The sequence below is a fragment of the Jatrophihabitans cynanchi genome, assembly GCF_027247405.1.
GTDB lineage: Bacteria > Actinomycetota > Actinomycetes > Mycobacteriales > Jatrophihabitantaceae > Jatrophihabitans_B > Jatrophihabitans_B cynanchi.
Map to the genome: position 1 here is coordinate 3685171 of NZ_CP097463.1, position 18832 is coordinate 3704002.

The window sequence follows — 18832 nt, forward strand, 5'->3', positions numbered from 1 at the left end:
GCTGTCTCAGCAATTCCTAGGGAGCGGTGCCGGCGATGGGCGAGCAGGTCGCGATCGTGACCGACTCCACGGCGCACCTGCCCGCGGACGTCGTCGACGAGCTCAACATCCATGTCGTTCCGCTGCGGGTGCGGCTGGGCACGCGAACCGCCGTCGACGGCGTCGACATCACGCCGGCCGAGGTGACCCGGGCGCTGCGCGCGAAACAGAGCGTCACCACGTCGCGCCCGAACCCGAGCGAGTTCGCCACGGAGTACCAGAAGCTGCTGGACGCGGGGGCGACCCGCATCGTCTCGGTGCACTTGGCGGCCGCGCTGTCCGGGACGTGGGAGTCGGCGACACTCGCCGCCCAGGACTTCGGGCACGGCGTGGTGCGCGTCGTGGATTCGCGGTCCACCGCGATGGCGCTCGGCTTCGCGGTGATGGCGGCGGCACAGGAAGCGGCCGCCGGCGCCTTGGCGGCCCAGGTGCAACAGGCCGCGACCGAGACGGTCGACCGCACCCGCACCCTGTTCTACGTCGACACCCTGGAGTACCTGCGCCGTGGCGGCCGGATCGGCACGGCGGCGGCGCTGCTGGCGACGTCGCTGTCGGTGAAGCCGTTGCTGCAGATGGTCGAGGGCCGCGTCGTCGCGCTGGAGAAGGTGCGCACCTCGGCCAAGGCGATCGCCCGGCTCGTCGAGCTGGCCGCGGAGGCGGCCGGTACCGGTCCGGTCGACCTCGCGGTGCACCATCTCGACGCGCCAGCTCGCGCTGACGCCGTGGCGGCGGCGTTGCGCGCCGCGATCCCGGCGGTCCGCGAGCTATATGTGGCCGAGCTCGGCGCCGTCGTCGGCGCGCACCTCGGCCCCGGCGTGATCGGGACGGTCGTCGTCCGGCGCTGAGCGCACCGTCCGAACCGCGACCGCGCCGATCAGCAGCGCTCCGGCCAGGATCGGCAGCGCCCGCCAGTCACTCTCGTACCCGTAGCCGGACGGCGTGATCAACACCGGGAAGGCCATCGCGGCCGCGGTGAGCAGCACCAGCGCGCGCCGGCCGAGCGGGACGAGCCCGGCGACGGCCAGCCCCCACGCGTAGTACCAGGGCTGGACGGACGGGGCGAGCAGGGCGGCGGCCCCGAACGCGACCGCAAGCCAACCGAGTACCGCAACCCGGTGCCGGGACCGCACCGCCAACAGCCAGCTCGCGACGAGCACCAGCACGGCGAGCACCTCACCGGCAGTGCGGCAGGTGCGCAGGGTGCCGTCCACCGTCTTGACGCCGTCACCGGCCGCCGCCTTGGCGAGCATCGACACGGCGGACGGCAGCGAGAGCCAGCTCACCCACTGGGCGTCGGCTTTCACCTGCTTCGTCCAGCCGAGGCCGAGCCCGGTGGCCGCGGTGACGATCGCGACGGCCGCCCCGGCGCACGCGATCGCCGTGGCCGAGGCTGCCGCGACGCGGCGCAGTGTCGGCGCTTCCCGGTTGGCCTGCAGCCACACCGGAACGGTGAACGCGACCGCGACCGCGGCCGGCGACTTCACCATCACGGCCAACCCGGTGACAGCGGCGGCCGCGGCCAGCGCGGGCACCCCGCGGCGGGTGGCGACCGCGAGGCCCGCCAGCGCCAGGCCGAGCATGAGCAGGTCGTTGTGACCGCCGCCGATGCCCAGTACGACGACGAGCGGGCCGGCCAGGCCGAGCCACAGCCCCGCGACCGCCCGGCCGCCGAGCGCAGCCGCCAGGACCGGGATCGCCCACAGGCAGAGCAGCAGGCCGGCGAACGCCGGCAGGCGCAACACGAGCGCGGCCAGCGTCGGGTGGCTGCCGCTGAGCCAGTCCGCCGCCTGGCTCAGGCGCAGCCAGAGCGGACCGTAGGGTGACGCGCTGGCGACCCAGCGAGCGCTCACCTGGTCGGTGAACGCGCCCGGGACGGCGGCCGGGCCGTAGCTGTAGGGGTCCAGGCCGTGGCGCAGCACGTTCCCCTGCGCCGCGTACGCCCAGAGGTCGCGTCCGAACGGGGCGGCGCCGAGCAGCGGGACTGCGGCAACCAGGACGAACCTGCGCACGGTGGCCACCGGCACGCCGCGCGGCGCCCGCAGCACCATGCGGCCGAGTAACAGCCAGCCCAGGGTGAGCGCGGCCAGCCCGAGGTAGGACAGCAGGTGCGCGAGGGCCCCGTCACGGGGGAACCAACCGACCGGACCGGGCCCGGCCCAGCCGGCGGGCAGCGCGGCGAGCGACCACGAACTCACCGCGAGCAGCACCGCTCCGGCGCCCGCGAGTGCGAACAGCGGGCGCGGCGGTCGGAGGTCGGCGGCCATGGCCCGCTCACCGTACCGGCGGTGCCGGCTAGCACACCGGTGTGACGAGCCCGGCCGCTCGTCCACATCGCGGTCCTTGTCCACAGTCGGCTCCGGGGCGGTTCGGCGCGCCTGCCGCACTGCCTAGCGTCGGCCCGGTGCGAGGAGCGGGGCGTCCCGGACGCGGGCGGCGCGGCGAGGTGGCCGACCGGGTGCGCGCCCTGCTCGGCGAACCGGACGCGGGCTGGACGCCCGCCGACCCACCGGCGGTGCCCGTGGCCGGGGACCCGGTGGGCGGGCCCCATGGGCGGCAGCGATCGCGTGCGGCGGTGCTGCGCTGGCAGCCGGAGCGACGGGCGGTGCTCGCCGTGGGCCTCGCGGTGGCGGTGGCCGGCGTGCTGACGCTGTGGTGGGTGCTGTCCGCGCGCCCACGCCAGGTCGCCGTGCACGGCTCGGGCGCCTCGATCACACCGGTGGCTTCGCTGACCAGCCCGGCCGGGGCTCCTGCATCGGCGGCGGCGTCGCCGTCCCCGACGGGATCGGCGGCGGCCGTGCGGCTGGTGGTGGACGTCGCGGGGAAGGTCCGCCGGCCGGGCGTGTACCGGCTCCCGTCCGGGGCCCGGGTGATCGACGCGCTTCAGGTGGCCGGCGGCGCGCTGCCCGGGGTGAGTACCACCACGCTCAACCTTGCCGCGCCGCTGCGCGACGGCCAGCAGGTGGTGGTCGGCGTGCCGGTGCCCGCCAGCGCCGCCTCGGCGCCCGGCGGCGCGGACGTGCCGCCCGGCTCGGCGGCGTCCGGCCCGGTCGACCTGAACACGGCCACCCTCGATCAGTTGCAGGCGCTGCCCGGTGTCGGGCCGGTACTGGCCCAGCACATCCTGGACTGGCGTGCCCAGCACGGCCGGTTCGCCTCGATCGACCAGCTCAACGAGGTGAGCGGCATCGGCACCGCGAAGTTCGCCGCACTGCGCCCGCTGGTGACCTGCTCGTGAAGGGCGCCGCGCCGGACCCGACCGCCGAGCGGATCGACGTGCGCGCCGCCTGCGCCGCGGCGAGCGCGTGGCTGGCGCTCGCGGTGTGCACCGGCCGGTCGGTACGCGCGGTCGTCGTGGTCGCGGCGCTCGCGCTGGTGATCGGCGCCGTCGCGACCGTGCTCGCGCGCGCCGACGGGCGATGGGCCGCGCTCGGACTGGCGGCGTTCTGCGTCGCGCTGGTGCTGATCCCCTTCGCCGGGCGGCTGTTCCATGCACGCACCTCGCTGCTCGTGGCGCTGGCGGCGCGGCATGCGGCGGTCACCGCGGAGCTCACCGTCACCGCGGACCCACGTCCGCTGGCGGCCACCGGCGTCGGCGGCGCGCCGCGCGTGCTGGTGGCCGCCGACGCTCGGGCGGTGGTGGCGTTCGGGGTGCGGCACGGGACCGACGGCGCCGTGCTGGTCCTGGCGTCCGCCGCCGACTGGGACGGCGTGTTGCCCGGGCAGCGGGTGCGGGTCGACGGTGTGCTGCAGCCGCCGCTGGACGCGAGCGCCACCACCGTCGCGCTCGCGGCGCGGGCGCCGCCCACCCTTCTGGGGCGCCCACCGTGGTGGCAGCGGCTGGCCGGCGTCGTCCGCGCCGACCTGCGGCGCGCCTGCGCGGGGCTGCCGGACCTGGCCCGCGGACTGCTGCCCGGGCTGATCGACGGCGACACCAGCCGGTTGGACCCGGTGTTGCAGCAGCGCTTCCGCCTTGCCGGGCTGACACACCTGGTCGCGGTGTCCGGGACGAACTGCTCGATCCTGGTCGGCGCGCTGCTGGTGGTGCTGCGGCGGTTGCGCGTCCGCCCCGGCTGGTGCGCGCTCGCCGGGATGCTCACGGTGGCCGGCTTCGTGGTGGTCGCTCGGCCGTCGCCGAGCGTGCTGCGTGCGGCCGTGATGGCCTGCATCGCGTTGGGCGGGCTGGCGCGCGGCCGACCGCGCCGCGCGCTACCGGCGCTGGCGGCGGCCGTGGTCGGGCTACTGCTCTGGGACCCGGCCCTGGCCCAGGACGCCGGGTTCGCCATGTCCGTGCTGGCGACCGCCGCGATCCTGCTCATCGCGCCGGGCTGGTCCGCCGCATTGCGGCGCCGGCACCTGCCCGGCGGGCTGGCCGAGGCGGTCGCGGTCGCGGCGGCGGCACATCTGGTCACCGCGCCGGTGATCGCCGCCATCGCCGGCCGGGTCAGCCTGGTCGCGATCCCGGCGAACGTGCTCGCCGAGCCGGTGGTCGCGATGGCCACCGTCCTCGGCTTCCTCGCCGCGGTGCTCGCCCCGTTGTCGCTCGGCGTCGGCGCGTCGATCGCCTGGCTGGCCGGCTGGCCGGTGCGCTGGTTGGTGCGGGTGGGCGAGTACTTCGGCGGCCTGGACGGCGCCACCGTGCCCTGGCCCGGCGGCCTCGACGGCGCGCTGGCGCTGCTGGTGGCAGCCGGTGCCGTCGTTGTGCTGGCCCGCCGTACCGGCCCGCGTCGCGTCCTCGCGGCGGGCGCGGCGGTCGCGTTGCTGGTGCAGCTCCCGGTCCGCTCGGCGACGTCCGGCTGGCCGCCTGCCGGCTGGCTGTTCGTGGCGTGCGACGTCGGGCAGGGTGATGCGCTGGTGCTGCGTGCCGGACCGCACAGCGCGGTCGAGATCGACACCGGACCGGATCCGGTACCGGTCGACCGGTGCCTGCGCGGACTCGGCGTCACCGACATCCCGCTGCTCGTGCTCACCCACCTGCACCTCGACCACGTCGGCGGCATCGTCGGGGCGCTGCACCAGCGGCACGTCGCGCAGGTGATCGCCGGCCCGCTGGCCGAGCCGGCCTCCGGGGTGGCCGACGTCGATCGCGCGCTGGCGCCCCGCGGCCTGCACGTGCGCAGTCCACCGCCGGGCGCCCGGTTCGACGTGGGCGACGTGCACCTCGACGTCCTCGGGCCGCCGCGGGCCTACCACGGCACCCGCTCGGATCCGAACAACTCCTCGCTCGTGCTGCGGGCGACGGTGCACGGCGTGCGGATCCTGCTCCCGGGCGACGCCGAGATCGAGGCGCAGCAGGCGATGCTCGCCGCAGGCGTCGACCTGCGAGCCGATGTGCTCAAGGTTCCGCACCACGGGTCCGCATACTCCGACGAGCGATTCCTCGCAGCTGTGCACGCCCGGGTCGGGGTGATCTCGGTCGGGGCGAACAACGACTACGGCCACCCCTCGCCGCGGTTGCTGCAGCTGATGGCGCGCCTCGGCGTGCCGGTTCGGCGCACCGACCGCGACGGCGACGTCGCCGTGTGTGGCTCGCCGGGGCACCTGACCGTCAGCCTGCACGGGGTTGCGGCCAGCACCGCGTGAGGCGCGGCCGGGAACGTCGGCCGGCAATGCCAGGATGGGGGCATGCCCGCCCGCCCGGTGTCCGTCGACGACCTGCCCGAGCGGCTGCCCCCCACCGTCCTGCTGGTGGGTGACGAGGAACTGCTCGTCGGCCGCGCGATCGCCGCACTCGCGGCGGCGGCGCGCCGGCAGGACCCCGACACGGTCGAGAGCGAGCGTGCCGGCGGCGAGCTCGAGGGTGGCGAGCTGCACGAGCTGCTGGGCCCGTCGCTGTTCGGCGACGCCCGGATCGTGGTGATCCGCAACGCGCACGACGTCAAGGTCGGCGCGCTGGCGGTGCTCAAGCCCTACCTCGACGCACCCACCGGCGGTATCACGATCGTGCTGCAGCACGCGGGCGGCGCGAAGGGAAAGGCGCTGCTCGACGCCGCGCGCAAGGCGAAGGCGCTCGAGATCGGCTGCGCCAAGTTGACCAAGCCGGCCGAGCGTCTGGACTTCGTGCGCGCCGAGGTACGCCGCGTCGGCGGCCGGATCAGCCCGGACGCCGTGGCTGCCCTGGTCGACGCGGTGGGCAGCGACCTGCGTGAGTTGGCGGCCGTGTCGGCCCAGCTGGTGAGCGACACCGGCGGGACGGTCGACGTCGAGACGGTGCGCGCGTTCCACCGCGGCAAGGCCGAGGTGAGCGGGTTCGCGATCGCCGACCGGGTGATGGAGGGCAACTCGCCGGCCGCGCTGGAGGCGCTGCGTTACGCGCTGGACGTCGGCGTCCCGCACGTGGTGATAGCCAGCGCGCTCGCCGACGGGGTCAGCGCGCTGGCCCGGGTCGCCTCGGCCGGCCGCGGTGACGCGTACGCGCTGGCCTCGGCGCTGCGGATGCCGGCCTGGAAGGTCCGCAACGTCCAGGGGCAGATGCGCGGCTGGAACGAGCCGGGAGTGCGCCGTGCGCTGCAGATCGTGGCCGGGCTGAACGCCGACGTGAAGGGCGAGGCGGCCGATCCGTCCTACGCGCTGGAGCGGGCGATCCGCGGCCTGGTGTCGGCCCGCTCCGATCGCGGCTGAGCGGCGACGTTCTGCAGCTACGGCCCGGACCGTGCAGACAGCACGAAGCCCGCGTCCGGGTGGACGCGGGCTTCGGTGAAGCGCTGGCTCAGATCTGGTTGGCGCGCTGGGCCATGGCCGACTTCTTGTTGGCGGCCTGGTTGGGGTGGATCACGCCCTTGCTCGCGGCCTTGTCCAGCTGGCGCGAGGCCGCGGTCATCGCCGTGAGGGCGGCGTCCTTGTCGCCCGCGTCGGCCGCCGTACGGAACGAGCGGATCGCGGTCTTGAGCGAGGACTTGACGCTCTTGTTCCGCAGCCGCGCCTGCTCGTTGGTGCGGATGCGCTTGATCTGGGACTTGATGTTCGCCACGAAGAAGCCTCGACGTTCGCAGTTGGGTGATTCGGATCGGTTACGCCGCAGCACGCAGACGCGCGTGGCACAACCCTGCCAGGCTACCAGCGCGGCCGGTGCCGCCCCAAATCGCGGCTCAGGCAGTCGCTGCGCGGACCGTCACCAGCTCGTAGCGGGTGTAGAGGTAGGTGCGCACGCCGTCCTCGCCGGACACGACATCGCTGACCGGGGCGTCGCCGTCGTCGCCGGCGACGGTCGCCGTGCCGTCGACCCAGTACACCCCCGAGTCGACGGGCGCGAGATCGGTCAGCTCGACCAGGACGTACCTTCCGGCCAGCGAGGTGACCAGCTCGCGCACCTCGGCGGTCTGCGAACCGGCGGCGGTCGTGTGCACTGCGAGCACCTCCTGCCAGTCGTCCTCGCCGGGGCTGGTGTTCACCAGGTCACCCTTGCGCAGCGATGCTGCCGGGATGCGGTACTCGACGGCGGTGCGTGGGTCGGTGCTCATGCGCCCATCCTGACGCATGCGACGATTGGGGCCAGCACAGGCCTCCCTCGAACCGAAAGACCGCTGGTGACCCGCACCGACCCGTCCCGTATCCGCAACTTCTGCATCATCGCGCACATCGACCACGGCAAGTCGACGCTGGCCGACCGGATGCTGCAGTTGACCGGTGTCGTCGACGCGCGTCAGATGCGCGCCCAGTACCTCGACCGGATGGACATCGAGCGCGAGCGTGGCATCACCATCAAGGCGCAGAGCATCCGGATGCCGTGGGCCTCGCGCACCGACGGCACCGAGTACGTGCTGCACATGATCGACACGCCCGGGCACGTCGACTTCACCTACGAGGTGTCGCGCTCGCTCGCCGCCTGCGAGGGGGCGATCCTGCTGGTCGATGCGGCGCAGGGCATCGAGGCGCAGACCTTGGCGAACCTGTACCTCGCGCTGGAGAACGATCTGCAGATCATCCCGGTGTTGAACAAGATCGACCTGCCTGCCGCGCAACCGGACCTGTACGCCGCCGAGCTGGCGCACATCATCGGCTGCGAGCCCGACGACGTGCTGCGGGTCAGCGCGAAGACCGGCGAGGGCGTCGACGAACTGCTCGATGTGATCTGCCGCGACGTACCGGCACCGGTCGGGCAGGCCGACGCGGCGCCGCGCGCGATGATCTTCGACTCCGTCTACGACATCTACCGCGGCGTGATCACCTACATCCGGGTCGTCGACGGGTACTTCACCCCGCGCGAGCGGATCAAGATGATGTCCACCGGCGCCACCCACGAACTGCTGGAGATCGGCGTGATCTCGCCCGAGCCGAAGCCGACCGATGGGCTCGGGGTCGGCGAGGTCGGGTACCTCATCACCGGCGTGAAGGACGTCCGGCAGTCGCGCGTCGGCGATACCGTGACGGACGCGGCCAAGCCGGCGCGGGAGTCGCTCGGCGCGTACCGCGACCCGCGGCCGATGGTGTACTCCGGCCTCTACCCGATCGACGGCTCGGACTACCCGCTGCTGCGCGACGCACTGGACAAGCTGCGCCTCAACGACGCGGCGCTGGCGTACGAGCCGGAGTCCTCGGCGGCGCTGGGGTTCGGCTTCCGCTGCGGCTTCCTCGGCCTGCTGCATCTGGAGATCACCCGCGACCGCCTCGAGCGCGAGTTCGGGCTGGACCTGATCAGCACCGCGCCGAACGTGGTGAACCGGGTGATCCTCGAGGACGGCACCGAGTTCGTCGTCACCAACCCGTCCGACTGGCCGGCCGGGGCGAAGATCGCCGAGGTGCACGAGCCGATCGTCAAGTCGATGATCATCTCGCCGAGCGAGTACATCGGCGCGATCATGGAGCTCTGCCAGGAGCGGCGCGGCACCCTCGGCGGCATGGACTACCTGTCCGAGACGCGCGTCGAGCTGCGCTACACGCTGCCGTTGGCCGAGATCATCTTCGACTTCTTCGACCAGCTCAAGTCGCGCACCCGCGGCTACGCCTCGCTGGACTACGAGATGGCAGGGGAGCAGCGGGCCGATCTGGTGAAGGTCGACATCCTGCTGCAGGGCGAGACCGTCGACGCGTTCTCGGCGATCGTGCACAAGGACAAGGCGTACGCCTATGGCACGTCGATGACCAGCAAGTTGCGCAAGCTGATCCCGCGCCAGCAGTTCGAGGTGCCGATCCAGGCGGCGATCGGCTCGCGGGTCATCGCGCGCGAGAACATCCGGGCGATGCGCAAGGACGTGCTGGCCAAGTGCTACGGCGGTGACATCACCCGCAAGCGCAAGCTGCTGGAGAAGCAGAAGGAGGGCAAGAAGCGGATGAAGATGGTCGGGCGCGTCGAGGTGCCGCAGGAGGCCTTCATCGCCGCGCTGTCGACCGGGGACGTCGAGACCGCCAAGAAGTAGCCGCGGGCTACCTGCTCGCGCGCGCGATCACCGAGTAGGTCGGGATCGCCAGCGTGCCGTCGTCGCGGACCCAGCGGCTGAACCGCCCGGCCATCACGGCGCGCACCTGCTTCTGCCGCTCGCCGTCCAGTGCGGTCAGCAGCGCGCCGAACGGGGTGCCGTGCACGGCATCGACGAGCGCGTCCACGCTCGGCCAGCGGGTCAGCAACTCGGTCTCGCGCGCGTCGATCCGGGTGAACCCGGCATCGGCGAGCAGGTCGTGCACCTGCTCCGGGCTCAGCACGTAGCTCGTCTCGTCATAGCCACCGGGAAACGGCTCAGGCGCACCGACGTCCTGCAGTGCGCCGTTCATCGGCCCGAACGGGACGACCTCGTGGCCCGGCGTCCACACCGAGATCCCGGCCACGCCACCGGGGCGCAGCACGCGGTGCAGCTCTCGAACGGCGCCTGGCCGGTCCGGGAAGAACGGCATGCCCTGCTGGCACAGGGCGACATCGAACTCGCCGTCGGCACAGGGCAGCGCGGTGGCCGGGGCGACCGCGGTCCGGATCGGTGCCGCGCCCGGTTCCGGTGGGTGCGCGGCGTTGAAGGCGATCATCGCCGGGCTGATGTCGGTGGCGAGGACGTGGCCCGTCTGCCCTGCGCGGCGCGCGGCGGCCCGCGTCACGACGCCGGTTCCCGCCGCAACCTCCACGATGCGTGCGCCGGGTGCGACGGCGACCGCGTCCAGCAGCACCTCGGCCCACGGCGCGAACAGGGCCGGGCCGAGCAACCGCTCGTAGCGCTCGGGCAGGGCGGTGTCGGTGAACGCGGCGGTCCGCTCGGTGTCGCTCATGGCGACACCGTAGACACAACGGTCCGGAACCGGCGAGGCCTTGTCAGCGCCCGGGCATACGGTCGCCGGATGAGTGAGCTGCTTGACCAGCACCGGCACGTCCTCACCAGGTCGGTGGAGGTCGTGGCGCAGATGCGCCCAGGACAGTTGGACGTCGCGACCCCGTGCGCCGGCTGGGCCTTGAGCGACCTGCTGGCACACATGATCGGTCAGCACTACGGGTTCGCGGCAGCGGCAGCGGCAGCGGCAACGGCAGCGGCGGTGCCGGACGTCGGCGAGTTCGCACCACGGGCGATCGGCGCCGATGCCGTCGCCGAGTACACCGCATCGGTCGAGTCCGTGCTCGCGGCCTTCGCCTCACCCGGCGTGCTGGACCGCACCATGTACCTCCCCGAGATCAGGGGCGGCATGACGTTCGCGGCGCCGGCCGCGATCGGCTTCCACCTGATCGACTACGTCGTGCACTCCTGGGATGTCGCGCGTTCGCTCGGCGTCCCGGTCGCGTTCGACGACGAGGCGCTGACGACCGCGCTGCAGATCGCCCGCGCGGTGCCCGAGGAGTCCAAGAGCGATACCCCCGGCGCGGCGTTCGCGCCCGGAGTCGACACCCGCTCCGACGCGACCCTGGATCGGATAGTGGCGCTGCTCGGCCGCGATCCGCAGTGGGCGCCGTAGCCTATTGCGGCCGGTGACAGACCGCCTCGATGTTGTTGCCGTCGGGGTCGCGCACGAACGTCCCGTAGTAGTGCTCGTGGTACTCCGGCCACAGCCGCGGCTCGTGCAGCACTTCGGCGCCGCGCCCGATCGCAGCTGCGAAGAACGCATCGACCGTCGCCCGGTCCGGCGCCGTGAATGCGATGTGTGACTCGCGGAAGCCGTCACCTGTCTGCTGGCGGCTGATCCAGAAACTGGGCTGCTCGGTGCCGTACCCGATGGCCTCGCCGAAGTCCATCATGCGGCGGTGACCCAGGGCCCCGAGCACGGTGTCGTAGAAGGCGGCCGCCGCGTCCAGGTCGGCTGCCTGCAATCCGAGGTGATCGATCATGCGCTGCATCCTGGCGCACGCCAGCGACTACGTCACGCAACGAGCGCTGAGTATGCGACGTCGCCCCGGCCGCCGACCAGGATCGTCGCCAGCCCGGCAACGGTGCCGCGGATGGGGTCGTACCCGGCGGCGACGGTCGCCTGCACGTGGCGGAGCAGGGGTTTGGGCACCCGGGTCGCGAGGGTGCAGTGCGGCACCCACAGCTTGGGTGCGCTGCGTTCGCCGAACGCCGGCGGCCACCCGGCCTGCTTGAGCGCGCGGTACGCGGCACGCTGCAGGGCCGGTAGCCCGCGGTTCGGCGCGGGCCCCAGCCACAGCGCGCCGGCCCGGCCGAAGCGACCCACCTCGGTGAGTGCGATCGGCACCGGCTGGTGCGACGTGCTGAGTTCGGCGACGAGGGCACACACCCGTGCCAGGTCGATCTCGCGGTCCACCCGTGCGGCCGCGAGGCTGAAGTGCGGGCGGTGCGGCGGCCGGTCCGGCAGGGCGATGCCGGCCTCTCGGACCCGCTCGCGCACCGCCAGGATCGCCTCGTCCGTCGCCGGGTCGAAGGCGGCGCACACGACCGCGGTGACGACCCGATTGCGCAACCCGGCGCGCGGTGAGGACGCAGCCGGTCGCTCGATCGGGGCAGGGTCAGAGCTCAAGGACGATCTTGCCGACCAGGTCACCGGCGGCGATCGCGGCCAGCCCCTCGCCCGCCCGCTCCAGCGGCAGGATGCGGTCGACGTGCGGCCGGACCCCGCTCGCGTGCAGGAACGCGATCAGGTTCTTCAGTTCGTCCTTGGTGCCCATGGTCGAACCCAGCACCTGCAGTTGCAGGAAGAACACCCGATTCAGGTCGGCCGGTGGGTTCGCGCCCGACGTCGCACCGCAGATCACCATGCGGCCACCCGGCTTGAGCGCGCGCAGCGAGTGCGACCAGGTGGCCTCGCCGACCGTCTCCATCACCGCGTCGACCTTCTCCGGCAGCCGGGCGCCGGACTCGAACGTCTCGTGCGCGCCGAGTTGCAGCGCGGCTGCTTGCTTGGCCTCGGTGCGCGCGGTTGCCAGCACGCGGAACCCGGCGGCGCGGGCCAGCGCGATGCAGGCGCTCGCCACCCCGCCGCTGCTGCCCTGCACCAGCACCGTCTGACCCGGACGCAGCCCGGACTGGGTGAACAGCATGCGGTAGGCGGTCAGCCACGCCGTCGACAGGCAGGCCGCCTCGGCCCAGGACAGCTCAGCCGGCTTGGGCACCACGTTGCGCGCCGGCACGACCACGTAGTCGGCCAGCGAGCCCTGGTGCTTCTCGGACAGCAGCGAGCGGCGCGGGTCGAGCGTGTCGTCGCCCTCCCAGCCGGCTGCGTTGATCACCGAGTGGACGACGACCTCCTGGCCGGTCGATTCGTCGACGCCGGCCGCGTCGCAGCCCAGGATCATCGGCAGCTGCTCGCCCTTGATCCCGACGCCGCGCAGCGTCCAGAGGTCGTGGTGGTTCAGGCTGGCGGCCTTGACTGCCACGCGTGTCCAGCCGTCCGGGATCTCCGGATCGGGTCGCTCGCCGATCACCAGCCCGGCCAGCGGGTCGTCGGGGTTCAGGGACTCGGCGTAGACGGCGCGCATACTGCCGACCCTAGCCACCCGCCGTCTCGCCGCCGCCTGCTGCCCGCCTTCCCCCACCGGCGGACGAGAATTCGCGCGCATTTTTGGTAACCGGGTGGGGGGAGCGCGTGAAAGTTGGTAACCGGGTGGGGGGAGCGGGTGAGGGTTGGCGGGGCGTCAGGCGGTGAGCGCGGCGGGTGCCGAGTCGAGCGCGGCCGCGATCGCTGCCATCAGCGCGCGGGCCGAGGCGGCGGTCAACTCGATGCCGACCCGGGCGGACGGCCCGCGGGACGGGTCGGCCAGGTCGATGTTCAGGGTGTGCTCGGCCAGGGCGTGCACCGGGTGGTCGAAGTACACGGTCGCGTCGGTGACGTGGAACCACGCGCCGCCGGGCCCTTTGGCGCTGCCGGAGACGTCGGCGTGCTCGGTCGCGTAGGTGCACATGGCTCAGGCTCCCAACCGAGCGCCGAAGAAGGCCTCGATGCGCTCCCAGCCGTCGAGCGCGGCCTCCACCCGGTAGGCCGGGCGGTTGGTCGAGAAGAACGCGTGCCCGGCGCCGTCGTAGCGGTGGAACTCGTACGTCTTGCCGTGCTCACGCAGCAGTTGCTCGAGCTCGTCGACGTGCGCCGGTGACGGCGTCTTGTCCTCGTTGCCGAACAGCCCGAGCAGCGGGCAGCGCAGGTTCGGCAGCTGGTCCACGAGGTTCGTCACGTGCAGCACGTAACCCTGCGGCGGGGTACCGGTGACGAACGCGCCGTAGCAGTCGACCGCGGCGTCGAGGTCGACGGTGCAGGCGGCCAACACCGACTGGCGCCCGCCCGAGCAGTAGCCGATCACCGCCACCTTGCCGTTGGAGGTCGGCAGCGAGCGCAAGTAGGCAGCGGCGCCGGCAACATCGCCCACCAGCTGCTCGTCGGAGACGCCGCCCTGCGCCCGGGCGGCCGCGGCGGCGTCGTCGGGTGCGGCCCCGGGCGCGATGCGCCAGTACAGGTTCGGGCAGATCGCGTCGTAGCCCAGCTCGGCGAAGCGACGCACGATCTCCTTGGTGCCCCGGTCGTAGCCGGGCAGGTGGTGGATGACGATCACGCCGCCACGCGGTCCGTCCCCTTCGGGCGTGGCGAGGTAGGCCTCGATCTCCTCGTCCCGGTGTCCGACGATCCGGATGGTCCGTGTGGTCATCGCATCACTCATGGTTCGCATGCAACCACGTCCGGATGTGCGGCGAATAGCATCGCGTCGTGCCCCGTGTCCGCCGTCCGCTGCTGGCGCTGATCGCACTCGTGCTCGCCCTGGCAGTGGGCTACGGCGTGAAGGCGGCCCGTTCGGGCGACGACACGAAGCCGCGGCCGGCCGACACCACCTCCAGCGCGCCGCTGTCCGGGCTGCCGGTGCAGGCGCGCCAGACCGTCAGCCTGATCGAGAAGGGCGGGCCGTTCCCGTATCCGCACAACGACGGGGTGGTGTTTCACAACAACGAGCACCTGCTGCCGCGTGAGTCGGACGGCTACTACCACGAGTACACGGTGCCGACACCCGGTTCGGCCGACCGCGGAGCCCGGCGGATCATCACCGGACGGGACGGGGAGTTCTACTACACCGCCGATCACTACGAGCACTTCGTGCGGATCGACGTGAACCGGTGACCGGGAAGCGGGCCGCGATCACCGCGATCTACCGGCAGGTGCGAGCGCCGGACTGGGCCGCCCCGAACCTGGACGCGCTGGCGGACGTGCTGCGCGACCTGTCCTGGCTGCCGGCCGGTCCGGTGCGGATCGCGGTCCCGGACCTGACCGGGTTGAACCCGGATGACCGCGCCGCGCTGCTGGTGACGCTGTGGCGGGCGGTGGTCGAGTCGGCGGATGCGCCGCACGCGATCACGATCGAGATAACCGTTGCGGGCGGATTCGTGACAGAGTGACCGACGTGTCCGTTGACCAGCGGCCGCGGGGAGGGCTGTGGCGGCACCGCGACTTCCGGCTGCTGTGGGCCGGACAGTCGGTCAGCGATCTCGGCACGGCCATCAGCGGGGTCGTGCTCCCGCTGGTCGCGGTCGTCTACCTGGACGCCTCCGCCTTCGAGGTCGCCGCGCTCGCCGCGATCGAGTGGGTGCCGTGGCTGCTGATCGGGCTGCCCGCCGGCGTCTGGGTCGACCGGTCTCGACGCCGCCCGCTGATGCTGTGGTGCGACCTGGTACGGACGTTGGCGATCGGCAGCATTCCGGTCGCAGCCGCGTTCGACGCGCTGCACCTGCCGCAGCTGTACCTTGCGGCCGCGGCGACCGGCGTCGCCACCGTGATCTTCCAGGTCGCGTACCAGGCCTACCTGCCGACCTTGATCCGGACGACAGAACTGGCCGAGGGCAACGCGAAGCTGCAGGGCAGCCAGACGGTGGCCCAGGTCGGTGGCGCCGGGCTCGGTGGCCTGCTCGTGCAGCTGTTCCGCGCCCCGTTCGCGCTGATCGCCGACGCCGCCAGCTACGCCGTGTCGGCGGCCGCCCTGTTCGCGATCGGCGAGCGGGAGCCGGCCGGCGAACCGGTGGAACGCGACCTGCGCCGCGAGATCGCCGAGGGAGCCCGGTTCGTACGCGGCGATCCGCTGCTGCGCGTGATGACGATCGCGCCCGCGCTCGCGAACTTCTTCTTCACCGGTTTCAGCGGCATCGTCGTGCTGTTCCTGGTCCGCAGCGTGCACCTCGCGCCCGCATCGGTCGGGGTGCTGATGGGTGGTGTGAGCCTCGGGGCGGTCGCGGGCGCGCTGCTCGCCCGGCCGGTGGGTCGCTGGATCGGGACCTCGCGCGCGGTCTGGCTCGGCACCTTGCTGACGACGCCGTTCGGGCTGCTCATCCCGCTGACCACGCGTGGCGCCGGGCTGGTGTTCTTCGTGGTCGGCAACGTCGTGATCTACATCGGGATCCTCATCTACAACGTCACGATCAGCGCCTTCCGGCAGGCGTACTGCCCGCCGCACCTGCTCGGCCGGGTGGTGGCCTCGATGCGCTTCGTGCTGTTCGGTGCCCTGCCGCTCGGCGCGCTGACCGGCGGTGCGCTCGCGTCCTGGCTGGGCATCCGGGAGGCGGTGTGGGTGCTGCTCGCCGGGAACGTGCTGTCCGGCGTGGTGCTGGCCACCTCGCCACTGCGGCGGATGCGTGATCTGCCGGCGGGGCAGACTGTAGAGCGTGCCCTCAGCCCTGCCGCACGGTGATCCCGCACCGGCCGACGGACGCCTGCCTGCCGCGGTGCTCGCCGACGCGGCGCAGCGGCCGTTCGGCGTGTACGTGCACATCCCGTTCTGCCAGACCCGCTGCGGCTACTGCGACTTCAACACCTACACGGCGGCCGAACTCGGCTCGGGCGTGAGCCGCGGCAGCTACGCGGACACCGTCCTCGCCGAGGTCCGGCTGGCCGGCACGGTGCTGGACGGGCGCACCCCGATCGCGTCCACCGTCTTCTTCGGCGGCGGGACGCCCACGCTGCTGCCGGCCGAGCACCTGGGCCTGATCATCACCGAGATCCGCGAGACGTTCGGGCTGGCCGCCGACGCCGAGATCAGCACCGAGGCGAACCCGGAGACCGTCACCCCGGGCTACTTCGCCAAGCTGCGCGAGGCCGGCTTCACCCGGGTCTCGCTGGGAATGCAGTCCGCGGTGCCCCGCGTGCTGGAGGTGCTCGACCGCAAGCACCGCCCGGGACGCCCGCAGGAGGCGGTCGCCGAAGCCCGTGCGGCTGGATTCGAGCACGTCAACCTGGACCTGATCTACGGGGCGCCGTACGAGACGGACGCGGACTGGCAGACCTCGCTGGATGCCGTCATCGCGGCCGGCCCCGATCACGTCAGCGCGTACGCCCTGGTCGTCGAGGAGGGGACCGCCCTGGCGCGTCAGGTCGCGCAGGGGGTGCTGCCGGCGCCTGACGACGACGTCCTCGCCGACCGGTACGTGATGGCCGACGAGACGCTGCACGCCGCCGGGTTCGACTGGTACGAGGTGTCCAACTGGGCGCGCTCGGACGCCGCCCGGTGCCGGCACAACGAGCTGTACTGGAGCGACGCGAACTGGTGGGGACTCGGGCCGGGTGCACACAGCCACGTGAGCGGCGTGCGCTGGTGGAACGTCAAGCATCCGGCCCGCTACGCGGTGCTGTTGGAGTCCGGAGCGAGCCCGGCCGCCGGCCGCGAGACGCTCGACGCGCAAGCCCGGCTGACCGAGCGGGTGATGCTCGCCGTGCGGATGCGGGACGGCCTGGCTCTGGCCGAGCTGCCGCCCGAACGTGCCGCCGTCGCGCCGCAGCTGGCCGGTTGGGGGCTGGTCGAGCATCCCGCCCTCGAACAGGGGCGCCTCGTGCTCACCCAGCGCGGGCGCCTGCTTGCCGACGCCGTGGTCCGCGAACTGCTCGCCTGATCCGGCGGCGGGCCCGCCCGTTCCCGGCCTGCGCGCCAGAGGTCGGCCGGCTCGGCGGTGCTCCCGGCTGACCGCGCGGCTCGGATCAGGTCGGTGGACGCAGCGCGTCGAGGTCGAGGACGCGCACGTGCAGCGTCTGCCGGTTCTGCAGCGCCGCGCGCAGGGCCCGGTGCAGGCCGTCCTCCAGGTACAGCTCGCCGCGCCACTGTACGGCGTGCGGGAACAGGTCGCCGTAGAAGGTCGAGTCGTCGTCGAGCAGGTGGTCCAGCGCCAGCTCACGCTTGGTGGTGGTCAGCTCGCTGAGGCGCACGGTGCGCGGTGGCACCGAGGCCCAGTCCCGCGCGGACAGTTCGTGGTCGGGGTACGGACGTCCCTCGGCCACCGCCTTGAAGATCACGCACGCGCTCCCGGACTTACCTCGCCTGCTGCTACCGACCCTAGCCGCCGCGGCGGCGCGCCCGGGACCACCCGCGGTGCTCACCAGGCTCGCCCTAAGCTGGAAGCCAGGATAGGCGATGAGGAGGTGACGCCACGATGACCCCGGAGGACCGCAAGCTCGAGGTGCTGCGCGCGATCGTCGCCGACTTCATCTCGACGAACGAGCCGGTGGGCAGCAAGGCCCTGGCCGATCGGCACAACCTCGGCGTCTCGCCCGCGACGATCCGCAACGACATGGCGGTGCTGGAGGAGGAGGGGCTGATCGCGCAGCCGCACACCAGCGCGGGCCGCATCCCCACCGATGCCGGCTACCGGCTGTTCGTCGATCAGCTCACCGATCTCAAGCCGCTCTCACCGGCCGAGCGCCGCGCGATCCAGGCGTTCCTAGACGACGCCGTCGACCTGGACGACGTGCTGCACCGCGCGGTGCGCACGCTGGCCCAGCTCACCCGCAACGTCGCCGTGGTGCAGTACCCGTCGCTGTCCCGGTCGCAGGTACGCCACCTGGAGCTGGTGCCGCTGACGTCCTCGCGGCTGATGCTGGTGCTGATCACCGACACCGGACGGGTCGAGCAGCGCGTCGTCGAACTGCCCGGTCCGGTGTCCGCCGAGTCGGTCGCCGAGCTGCGCGGCACGCTCAACTCGCGGCTGCGCGATCACGCGCTCGCCGACGCGCCGATGATCATCAGCGAACTTCCCGGCGACGTGGCCCCGGAACTGCGCGGTCTGCTGGCCACGCTGACCTCGGTGCTGCTGGAGACCCTGGTCGAGCAGCACAGCGACCGGATCGTGCTCGGCGGCACCGCGAACCTGACCGAGCACGCGCTCGACTTCCCGGCGATCCGACCGGTGCTCGAGGCGCTCGAGGAGCAGGTCGTGCTGCTGCGGCTGCTGGACCAGTCCGTAGCGACCAGCAGCGTTGTCGTCCGGATCGGGAACGAGAACCAGCACGAGGCGCTCACCGGCACGTCGGTGGTGACCAGCGGCTACGGCATGCGCGGCGCCTCGCTCGGTGCGGTCGGCGTGCTCGGTCCGCGGCGGATGGACTACGCGCACACCATGGCACGGGTCGCGGCTGTCGCCCGGTACGTCGGCGAACTGCTCGCCGAACGGTGAGTGCCCGCTCCGTACACTGGTCTGGC

General features: G+C 72.8%; 21 protein-coding genes. 11 read left to right on the forward strand and 10 right to left on the reverse strand.

Annotated features, from left to right (window positions below):
* Positions 1-35: 35 nt before the first annotated feature.
* Positions 36-884 carry a DegV family protein gene (locus M6B22_RS17895; RefSeq protein ID WP_269442933.1) on the forward strand — a complete coding sequence of 283 codons (849 nt, stop codon included), beginning with the start codon at positions 36-38 and terminating at the stop codon, positions 882-884.
* Here the strand turns inward: M6B22_RS17895 and mptB are convergent.
* On the reverse strand, positions 804-2303 hold the full coding sequence (gene mptB, locus M6B22_RS17900) for a polyprenol phosphomannose-dependent alpha 1,6 mannosyltransferase MptB (protein ID WP_269442934.1): 1500 nt from the start codon (positions 2301-2303) through the stop codon (positions 804-806). The two genes, M6B22_RS17895 and mptB, sit on opposite strands and share 81 nt — an antisense overlap.
* Before the next feature lie 137 nt (positions 2304-2440).
* Between mptB and M6B22_RS17905 the strand changes: the two genes are divergently transcribed.
* Genes M6B22_RS17905 through holA form a run of 3 tightly spaced genes read left to right on the forward strand, consistent with a single transcriptional unit; the run spans position 2441 to position 6657 of the window.
* Entirely contained in the window at positions 2441-3274 is an 834-nt protein-coding gene (locus tag M6B22_RS17905; protein WP_269442935.1) for a ComEA family DNA-binding protein, read from the forward strand.
* On the forward strand, positions 3271-5619 hold the full coding sequence (locus M6B22_RS17910) for a ComEC/Rec2 family competence protein (protein ID WP_269442936.1): 2349 nt from the start codon (positions 3271-3273) through the stop codon (positions 5617-5619). Before M6B22_RS17905 ends, M6B22_RS17910 begins: the two co-directional genes overlap by 4 nt.
* 42 nt (positions 5620-5661) lie before the next feature.
* Entirely contained in the window at positions 5662-6657 is a 996-nt protein-coding gene (gene holA, locus M6B22_RS17915) for a DNA polymerase III subunit delta (protein ID WP_269442937.1), read from the forward strand.
* A gap of 88 nt (positions 6658-6745) precedes the next feature.
* Here holA and rpsT read toward each other — a convergent pair whose 3' ends face one another.
* Both rpsT and M6B22_RS17925 read right to left on the reverse strand, forming a co-directional pair.
* Positions 6746-7006: a 30S ribosomal protein S20 gene (rpsT, locus tag M6B22_RS17920; RefSeq protein WP_269442938.1), complete on the reverse strand. Its 261-nt coding sequence runs from the start codon at positions 7004-7006 to the stop codon at positions 6746-6748.
* A 118-nt stretch (positions 7007-7124) separates the two neighbouring features.
* On the reverse strand, positions 7125-7496 hold the full coding sequence (locus M6B22_RS17925; protein WP_269442939.1) for a hypothetical protein: 372 nt from the start codon (positions 7494-7496) through the stop codon (positions 7125-7127).
* A gap of 66 nt (positions 7497-7562) precedes the next feature.
* Here M6B22_RS17925 and lepA point away from each other — a divergent pair, with 66 nt between their 5' ends.
* A complete protein-coding gene (gene lepA / locus M6B22_RS17930; RefSeq protein ID WP_269442940.1) occupies positions 7563-9392 on the forward strand; it encodes a translation elongation factor 4 in 1830 nt (609 codons plus the stop codon).
* A 7-nt stretch (positions 9393-9399) separates the two neighbouring features.
* On the opposite strand, the gene M6B22_RS17935 is transcribed toward lepA, so the two are convergent.
* Positions 9400-10227, reverse strand: a complete 828-nt coding sequence (locus tag M6B22_RS17935; protein WP_269442941.1) for a class I SAM-dependent methyltransferase — start codon at positions 10225-10227, stop codon at positions 9400-9402.
* 69 nt (positions 10228-10296) lie between these two features.
* Between M6B22_RS17935 and M6B22_RS17940 the strand changes: the two genes are divergently transcribed.
* Entirely contained in the window at positions 10297-10902 is a 606-nt protein-coding gene (locus M6B22_RS17940) for a TIGR03086 family metal-binding protein (RefSeq protein ID WP_269442942.1), read from the forward strand.
* A gap of 1 nt (position 10903) precedes the next feature.
* Here the strand turns inward: M6B22_RS17940 and M6B22_RS17945 are convergent, their stop codons facing one another.
* From M6B22_RS17945 to M6B22_RS17965, 5 genes are all read right to left on the reverse strand, one after another.
* The gene (locus M6B22_RS17945) at positions 10904-11272 is read right to left on the reverse strand and encodes a VOC family protein (protein WP_269442943.1); all 369 of its coding nucleotides are present in this window, start codon (positions 11270-11272) and stop codon (positions 10904-10906) included.
* Positions 11273-11304: 32 nt separating this feature from the next.
* Entirely contained in the window at positions 11305-11919 is a 615-nt protein-coding gene (locus M6B22_RS17950; protein WP_269442944.1) for a 2'-5' RNA ligase family protein, read from the reverse strand.
* Positions 11909-12877, reverse strand: a complete 969-nt coding sequence (locus tag M6B22_RS17955; RefSeq protein ID WP_269442945.1) for a zinc-binding dehydrogenase — start codon at positions 12875-12877, stop codon at positions 11909-11911. Before M6B22_RS17955 ends, M6B22_RS17950 begins: the two co-directional genes overlap by 11 nt.
* A gap of 156 nt (positions 12878-13033) precedes the next feature.
* A complete protein-coding gene (locus M6B22_RS17960; RefSeq protein WP_269442946.1) occupies positions 13034-13300 on the reverse strand; it encodes a DUF6295 family protein in 267 nt (88 codons plus the stop codon).
* A 3-nt stretch (positions 13301-13303) separates the two neighbouring features.
* Positions 13304-14047, reverse strand: a complete 744-nt coding sequence (locus M6B22_RS17965) for a dienelactone hydrolase family protein (RefSeq protein ID WP_407935542.1) — start codon at positions 14045-14047, stop codon at positions 13304-13306.
* A gap of 47 nt (positions 14048-14094) precedes the next feature.
* Here M6B22_RS17965 and M6B22_RS17970 point away from each other — a divergent pair, with 47 nt between their 5' ends.
* Genes M6B22_RS17970 through hemW form a run of 4 tightly spaced genes read left to right on the forward strand, consistent with a single transcriptional unit; the run spans position 14095 to position 17252 of the window.
* Positions 14095-14499, forward strand: coding sequence for a ribonuclease domain-containing protein (locus tag M6B22_RS17970; RefSeq protein WP_269442948.1), 405 nt, complete (start codon positions 14095-14097; stop codon positions 14497-14499).
* Positions 14496-14774 (forward strand): barstar family protein, encoded by a 279-nt coding sequence (locus M6B22_RS17975; protein ID WP_269442949.1) that lies wholly within the window; start codon positions 14496-14498, stop codon positions 14772-14774. The genes M6B22_RS17970 and M6B22_RS17975 overlap by 4 nt, the downstream gene beginning before the upstream one ends.
* 5 nt (positions 14775-14779) lie before the next feature.
* Complete coding sequence (locus M6B22_RS17980; RefSeq protein WP_269442950.1) at positions 14780-16057, forward strand: MFS transporter; 1278 nt, start codon at positions 14780-14782, stop codon at positions 16055-16057.
* The gene (hemW, locus tag M6B22_RS17985) at positions 16032-17252 is read left to right on the forward strand and encodes a radical SAM family heme chaperone HemW (protein ID WP_269442951.1); all 1221 of its coding nucleotides are present in this window, start codon (positions 16032-16034) and stop codon (positions 17250-17252) included. Before M6B22_RS17980 ends, hemW begins: the two co-directional genes overlap by 26 nt.
* A gap of 85 nt (positions 17253-17337) precedes the next feature.
* Here hemW and M6B22_RS17990 read toward each other — a convergent pair whose 3' ends face one another.
* Positions 17338-17649, reverse strand: coding sequence for a type II toxin-antitoxin system VapB family antitoxin (locus M6B22_RS17990; protein WP_269442952.1), 312 nt, complete (start codon positions 17647-17649; stop codon positions 17338-17340).
* Between the two features lie 137 nt (positions 17650-17786).
* On the opposite strand from M6B22_RS17990, the gene hrcA reads away from it, so the two are divergent.
* A complete protein-coding gene (hrcA, locus tag M6B22_RS17995) occupies positions 17787-18806 on the forward strand; it encodes a heat-inducible transcriptional repressor HrcA (protein WP_269442953.1) in 1020 nt (339 codons plus the stop codon).
* The last annotated feature ends 26 nt before the right edge of the window (positions 18807-18832 follow it).